At 42.7% G+C, this 6813-nt stretch carries 6 protein-coding genes; 4 read left to right on the forward strand and 2 right to left on the reverse strand.

Features of this window, described 5'->3' with window-relative positions; genetic code table 11:
* Positions 1-214 precede the first annotated feature (214 nt).
* The 4 genes from adhP (at position 215) to B4W83_RS00890 (ending at position 4225) form a co-directional block, all read left to right on the forward strand.
* Positions 215-1234 (forward strand): alcohol dehydrogenase AdhP, encoded by a 1020-nt coding sequence (gene adhP / locus B4W83_RS00875; protein ID WP_000649179.1) that lies wholly within the window; start codon positions 215-217, stop codon positions 1232-1234.
* Positions 1235-1469: 235 nt separating this feature from the next.
* Positions 1470-2459 (forward strand): PTS sugar transporter subunit IIB, encoded by a 990-nt coding sequence (locus B4W83_RS00880; protein WP_000021972.1) that lies wholly within the window; start codon positions 1470-1472, stop codon positions 2457-2459.
* Positions 2460-2486: 27 nt separating this feature from the next.
* Entirely contained in the window at positions 2487-3290 is an 804-nt protein-coding gene (locus B4W83_RS00885; RefSeq protein ID WP_000022715.1) for a PTS mannose/fructose/sorbose transporter subunit IIC, read from the forward strand.
* A 23-nt stretch (positions 3291-3313) separates the two neighbouring features.
* Positions 3314-4225, forward strand: coding sequence for a PTS system mannose/fructose/sorbose family transporter subunit IID (locus B4W83_RS00890; protein ID WP_000136861.1), 912 nt, complete (start codon positions 3314-3316; stop codon positions 4223-4225).
* 161 nt (positions 4226-4386) lie between these two features.
* Here the strand turns inward: B4W83_RS00890 and pepC are convergent, their stop codons facing one another.
* Both pepC and B4W83_RS00905 read right to left on the reverse strand, forming a co-directional pair.
* On the reverse strand, positions 4387-5721 hold the full coding sequence (gene pepC, locus B4W83_RS00895) for a C1 family peptidase (RefSeq protein WP_000991654.1): 1335 nt from the start codon (positions 5719-5721) through the stop codon (positions 4387-4389).
* 110 nt (positions 5722-5831) lie between these two features.
* Positions 5832-6554, reverse strand: coding sequence for a pseudouridine synthase (locus B4W83_RS00905; RefSeq protein WP_001234885.1), 723 nt, complete (start codon positions 6552-6554; stop codon positions 5832-5834).
* Positions 6555-6813: the final 259 nt, after the last annotated feature.

The following is a 6813-nucleotide window of genomic DNA, read 5'->3' on the forward strand; positions in this document are numbered from 1 at the left end:
GTTGATTTCATATTACTATTGTATAATGCTTTTTTATTTTAGTTTAGTATTAATCGATTGTTCTACTTTTTGCCTCCAAAACCTTGGAAAAGGCTTTCTTTTGCGATATACTTCACATATAAATACAAGAGAGCTCGTCACACTCGACTCTGTTGAAACATAATCAATCCAGTCCCGTTGTCCCTGTTCTCGGTCAATATCAAGGAGGATAGCTATGAAAGCTGTTGTTGTAAATCCAGAAAGCACTGGTGTTGCTGTTGAAGAAAAAGTACTCCGTCCACTTGAAACTGGGGAAGCACTTGTAGAAATTGAATACTGTGGTGTTTGCCACACTGACCTCCACGTTGCTCATGGTGACTTTGGTCAAGTACCAGGACGTGTTCTTGGCCACGAAGGTATCGGTATCGTTAAAGAGATTGCTCCAGATGTGAAAAGCCTTAAAGTCGGTGACCGCGTCAGCGTTGCTTGGTTCTTTGAAGGATGTGGCACTTGCGAATACTGTACAACTGGTCGCGAAACCCTTTGCCGTACAGTGAAAAATGCTGGCTACTCAGTAGACGGTGGTATGGCTGAACAATGTATCGTAACTGCTGACTATGCTGTCAAAGTTCCTGACGGACTTGATCCAGCCCAAGCTTCTTCTATCACATGTGCTGGAGTAACAACCTATAAAGCTATCAAAGAAGCAAAAGTTGAACCAGGCCAATGGGTTGTTCTTTACGGTGCTGGTGGACTTGGTAACCTCGCTGTTCAATACGCTAAAAAAGTATTCAATGCTCATGTTATCGCAGTCGATATCAACAATGACAAACTTGCCCTTGCAAAAGAAGTAGGCGCTGACATTGTGATTAACGGCCTCGAAGTTGAAGATGTAGCTGGACTCATCAAGGAAAAAACTGATGGTGGAGCTCATTCAGCTGTCGTAACTGCTGTATCTAAAGTTGCCTTCAACCAGGCTGTTGACTCAGTTCGTGCTGGTGGTCACGTCGTCGCTGTCGGCCTTCCTTCTGAAATGATGGAACTAAGTATCGTAAAAACCGTTCTAGATGGAATCCAAGTCATCGGTTCTCTCGTTGGAACTCGTAAAGACTTGGAAGAAGCCTTCCAATTCGGTGCAGGAGGTTTGGTAGTTCCAGTTGTTCAAAAACGTCCAGTAGAAGATGCTGTTGCCATTTTCGACGAAATGGAAAAAGGTCAAATCCAAGGACGTATGGTACTCGACTTCACCCACTAATCTAATAGAAACCTATTTTAAAAGTTGGAAGCTTCTTTCAACTTTTTTATATTAAATTTTTAAATGTGGATTCAATATTACTCCTCAAAAAACTCAATATATCAACATTCAAAAGTAAAAGTTTTTTTAATTTTTTATGATAAATAGTTGCTTTTTACATGAAAACGGTTTATACTTAAACAGTCTTAAAGTTTTCTTAAATGAAAACTAAAACAAAAAAGGAGGAATGACAATAATGAGTATCGGAATCATTATTGCGAGCCACGGCGAATTTGCTGCGGGTATTCATCAGTCAGGATCTATGATCTTTGGTGAACAAGAAAAGGTTCAAGTTGTGACCTTTATGCCAAATGAAGGTCCTGATGATCTATACGCTAAGTTTAATAACGCTGTTGCTGCATTTGACGCAGAAGATGAGGTTCTAGTTTTGGCTGACCTTTGGAGTGGTTCTCCATTTAACCAAGCTAGTCGCGTGATGGGAGAAAATCCTGAGCGTAAGTTTGCCATCATCACAGGACTTAACTTACCGATGTTGATTCAAGCCTACACAGAGCGCCTCATGGACGCTGCTGCAGGTGTAGAAAAAGTCGCTGCTAATATCATTAAAGAAGCCAAAGATGGCATCAAAGCTCTTCCAGAAGAGCTAAATCCAGTTGAAGAAGTTGCAAGCGCTGCAGCTGCTCCAGTTGCCCAAGCTGCTATCCCAGAAGGAACTGTTATCGGAGACGGTAAATTGAAAATCAATCTTGCCCGTCTTGACACACGTCTACTTCACGGTCAGGTTGCAACTGCTTGGACTCCAGATTCAAAAGCAAATCGTATCATCGTTGCTTCAGATAACGTGGCTAAAGACGACCTTCGTAAAGAATTGATTAAACAAGCAGCTCCAGGTAATGTCAAGGCTAACGTGGTTCCAATTCAAAAACTGATTGAGATTTCAAAAGACCCACGTTTTGGAGAAACACATGCCCTTATCTTGTTTGAAACACCTCAAGATGCCCTTCGTGCCATCGAAGGCGGCGTGCCAATCAAGACTCTTAACGTTGGTTCTATGGCTCACTCAACAGGTAAAACATTGGTCAATACCGTTTTGTCGATGGACAAAGAAGATGTTGCTACATTTGAAAAAATGCGTGACTTGGGTGTTGAATTTGATGTCCGTAAAGTACCGAATGATTCTAAAAAAGATTTGTTTGACTTGATTAACAAAGCCAATGTCAAATAAGCCATTATTTATGAAAGGATTTTAAACATGTCTATTATTTCTATGGTTTTAGTAGTCGTTGTAGCCTTCTTTGCAGGTCTTGAAGGCATCCTCGACCAGTTCCAATTTCACCAACCACTTGTAGCCTGTACCCTTATTGGGCTTGTAACAGGTCACTTGGAAGCAGGGATTATCCTCGGTGGATCGCTTCAAATGATTGCCCTTGGTTGGTCAAATATCGGTGCTGCTATCGCTCCTGATGCTGCACTTGCTTCTGTCGCTGCTGCCATTATCATGGTTCTTGGTGGTGACTTTACCAAGACTGGTATCGGTGTTGCCCAAGCGGTTGCTATCCCTCTTGCCGTAGCTGGACTTTTCTTGACAATGATTGTTCGTACAATTTCAGTTGGTTTGGTTCATACTGCAGATGCTGCCGCTAAAAAAGGTGACTTCGGCGCTGTGGAGCGTGCGCATTTCATTGCGCTACTTTTCCAAGGACTTCGTATCGCGCTTCCTGCAGCTCTTCTCCTTATGGTACCAACTGAAACTGTACAAAGTATCCTTAGTGCCATGCCAGACTGGCTCAAAGATGGTATGGCTATCGGTGGTGGTATGGTCGTTGCCGTTGGTTACGCCATGGTTATCAACATGATGGCAACTCGTGAAGTATGGCCATTCTTCGCTCTTGGTTTCGTTCTCGCTGCTGTGTCAGATATTACTCTAATCGGATTCGGTGCTATCGGTGTTGCTATCGCTCTTATATACCTTCACCTTTCTAAAACTGGTGGAAATGGTGGCGGAGGAGCCGCAACTTCTAACGACCCAATCGGCGATATCCTAGAAGACTACTAAGATAAGAAAGGACTGAAAACATCATGACTGAAAAACTTCAATTAACTAAATCAGATCGTAAAAAAGTTTGGTGGCGTTCAACCTTCTTACAAGGGTCTTGGAACTTTGAACGGATGCAAAACTTGGGCTGGGCTTATACACTCATTCCAGCTATCAAAAAACTCTATACTAAAAAAGAAGATCAAATCGCTGCTCTTGAGCGTCACCTTGAGTTCTTCAACACTCATCCATACGTAGCTGCTCCAGTCATGGGGGTTACTCTTGCGCTTGAAGAAGAACGTGCTAACGGTGTGGAAATCGATGACGCTGCTATCCAAGGGGTTAAAATCGGTATGATGGGACCTCTTGCTGGTATCGGTGACCCAGTATTCTGGTTTACAGTACGCCCAATCCTTGGATCTCTCGGTGCTTCACTTGCCCTTACTGGCAATATCTTGGGTCCACTCCTCTTCTTTGTTGCATGGAACTTGATTCGTATGTCATTCTTGTGGTATGTTCAAGAGATTGGATATAAGGCTGGATCAGAAATCACCAAAGATATGTCTGGTGGTATCCTTCAAGATATCACTAAAGGAGCTTCTATCCTTGGGATGTTCATTCTTGCTGTCCTTGTTCAACGTTGGGTAAATATTAAATTTGCTTTCGATGTTTCTAAAGTTCAACTAGATGAAAAGGCTTATATCCATTGGGATAAATTGCCAGAAGGGTCTAAAGGTATCCAAGAAGCATTCGCACAAGTAGGACAAGGATTGTCTCAAACTCCTGAAAAAGTTACTACTTTCCAACAAAACTTGGATATGTTGATTCCTGGATTATCAGGACTACTCCTTACTTTACTTTGCATGTACTTACTTAAGAAAAAAGTATCTCCAATCACTATTATCCTTGCCCTCTTCGCAGTGGGTATTGTGGCACATGTTCTTCACATCATGTAATCAAGCAACTAAAAAGGAACCAGGTTCTAAAATCTGATTCCTTTTTTCTAGGCTTTTATACTCAATGAAAATCAAAGAGCAAACTAGGAAGCGAGCCGCAGGCTGTACTTGAGTACGGCAAGGCGAAGCTGACGTGGTTTGAATTTGATTTTCGAAGAGTATTATTCTGCCAAGGCTCCCATTGGATCCCATGGTGCAAGAACAATTGGTTCTGCTTCATAGGCAGCCTGTTCTTCGGCTGTCAGCAATTCTTTACGGACAACGATTTGGTAAGTGTATTCGTCCATCCAAGCGTCTGAGGCAACAAAGTAACCATCTGTACCGACCTTGTCTCCCCATGAGTTTTCAACCTTCCACTTGATTGATTTGCCATTTTCGTCCAAATCAACACCTGTCAAGACCATGGCGTGGGTCATCAAGCTTTCGCTGTAGTCCAGACGTCCAGCCTTGTCTTGAGTGAGTTTAATGTCCATGCTTGATTCAAAGTCATAAACATCTGTCGCAAGGATTCCAGCTTTACGGTTGCTGAGCTGGCCGACATCAGAGCCAAACCAAACAGTCTCACCTGCTTGCATTTGGGCAATCGCTAATTCTTTCAAACGCTCCATTGGAACGTTGATGTAACGAACCGCACGGCTACCAACCACATTTCCCAACATCTCAACTGTGTAAGATTTGCCGTAAGGCTTGTCAGCAGTTGGGGCGTTGATAACAGAAACGTAGTCTTCTAGTGGAAGATTGACATATTTCTTGTAAAATTCTTGTGGAGTGATGCCCTTTTCGTTTTGGTAGTTGTTATCCTTATCGCGATAAGCAAAGTCAAACTGACGTGGTGGAAGTCCTAGTGACATAGCAAGGAAGTTAAAGATTTCTTGCAAGAGGTCTTCTTTTTTAGCTTGAACAGTCGCTTGATCTGCGCCAGAAGCAAGCAAGTCACGCAAGATTTGAGCATCTTGACGAAGCAATTTATTAAGGATCGCATTTAGCTCACGACTGCTGCTAGATGAAACAGACTCAGGATAAACTGACTTAGGCACGACACCGTATTTCTCAAAGAGAGAAACGACCATATCCCATTGACCACCATCTTGTTGAGGTGTTTGAAGTAGGAAGCTAACCTTACGGCTCGTCAAGTCTTGGTCTGCAGTCGCAATGACTTGCTCCAAGAACCAGTTTGATTTCTCATACTTGTCCCAGAAGAAAGTGTGGGCTTGTGATAACTCAAAGTTCTCCAGTTTGTATTGAGAAATGAGTTTGTGGCGGAAGGTGTTGAGAGCCGCAAACATCCAGCAACGACCAGACGCTTTCTGGTTGGTTACCTTGTCCTTGGTCAAATCCAATGAGAAAACAGGTGTGTTATCTACATGGCTTTGGCGACGTTCTAGGGCTGCAAAAATTCCGTTATGGCTGGCAGCATTTTCAATCGCTTGGTATTTTACATTTGCTTCATAGTTGGCAAATAGTTTATCTGTAAATGATTCTTGAATCGCGTTCATAGATTCCTCCTTTTATTCTACAGTCTATTATAACTCTTTTCACAAAGGAAGCAACTGAAAAACATAAAAGGCAAGGATATTCTTCCTCACCTTTTCAAATATAAATGAAATTAAGCAATATTCGCAAGGAGAATTTCTAATTCTTCCTTGGTCAAGCGACGCCATTCCCCTCGTTCTAGGTTCTCATCCAATACTAGAGTTCCCATAGTCAAACGTTGCAAGTCCACCACTTCCTTGCCACAGTAGCCCACCATACGCTTGATCTGATGAAACTTCCCTTCTGCAATGGTCACACGGATTTGGCTTTGATTCTTTTCTGTATCTATGGATACAAGCTCCAGTATAGCGGGTTGACAGGTAAAGTCTTTGAGAGGAATACCCTCAGCAAATATCTCCACATCTTCTTGGGTCATGATTCCCTTGACTTGTGCCAGATAAGTCTTGTCCACATGACGCTTGGGCGAAAGAAGAACATGAGCCAGCTGACCATCATTGGTCAAGAGCAAAAGACCATGCGTGTCAATATCCAAGCGTCCTACTGGGAAAACTTCCTTGCTCCGCGCCAAGTCATCCAACAAGTCCAGAACGGTTCTGTGCTTGGGATCCTCAGTCGCTGAGATAACTCCTTTGGGCTTGTTCATCATGTAGTAGACAAACTCTTCATACTCCAACACTTGCCCGTCAAAGCGAATCTCATCTCTTTCTTCATCAATCTTCAATTTAGCTGATTTCTCTTTTTTTCCATTTACCGTCACGCGACCAGCCTTGAGCAAGTTTTTGACCTCAGTTCGGCTCCCCACAGCGCAGGCAACTAAAAATTTATCTAATCTCATAGAACTATTATATCATATCAAAAGGAGGCTGGTACAATGACCAACCTCCTTTTCGTTTCATACTCTTCAAAAATCTCTTCAAACCGCGTCAAGGTCGCCTTGCCGTATATATGTTACTGACTTCGTCAGTTCTATCTGCAACCTCAAAACAGTGTTTTGAGCTGACTTCGTCAGTTCTATCTGCAACCTCAAAACAGTGTTTTGAGCTGACTTCGTCAGTTCTATCTGCAACCTCAAAGCAGTGTTTTGAGCTGACTTC

Origin of the sequence: Streptococcus pseudopneumoniae ATCC BAA-960 = CCUG 49455, from assembly GCF_002087075.1 — a bacterium.
Taxonomy (GTDB): domain Bacteria; phylum Bacillota; class Bacilli; order Lactobacillales; family Streptococcaceae; genus Streptococcus; species Streptococcus pseudopneumoniae.

Bases quoted from the DNA above. Each gene is read 5' to 3' on its own strand.
- B4W83_RS00905 (WP_001234885.1), bottom strand. From the start codon at position 6,554: ATGAGATTAGATAAATTTTTAGTTGCCTGCGCTGTGGGGAGCCGAACT.
- B4W83_RS00885 (WP_000022715.1), top strand. From the start codon at position 2,487: ATGTCTATTATTTCTATGGTTTTAGTAGTCGTTGTAGCCTTCTTTGCA.
- B4W83_RS00890 (WP_000136861.1), top strand. From the start codon at position 3,314: ATGACTGAAAAACTTCAATTAACTAAATCAGATCGTAAAAAAGTTTGG.
- pepC (WP_000991654.1), bottom strand. From the start codon at position 5,721: ATGAACGCGATTCAAGAATCATTTACAGATAAACTATTTGCCAACTAT.
- B4W83_RS00880 (WP_000021972.1), top strand. From the start codon at position 1,470: ATGAGTATCGGAATCATTATTGCGAGCCACGGCGAATTTGCTGCGGGT.
- adhP (WP_000649179.1), top strand. From the start codon at position 215: ATGAAAGCTGTTGTTGTAAATCCAGAAAGCACTGGTGTTGCTGTTGAA.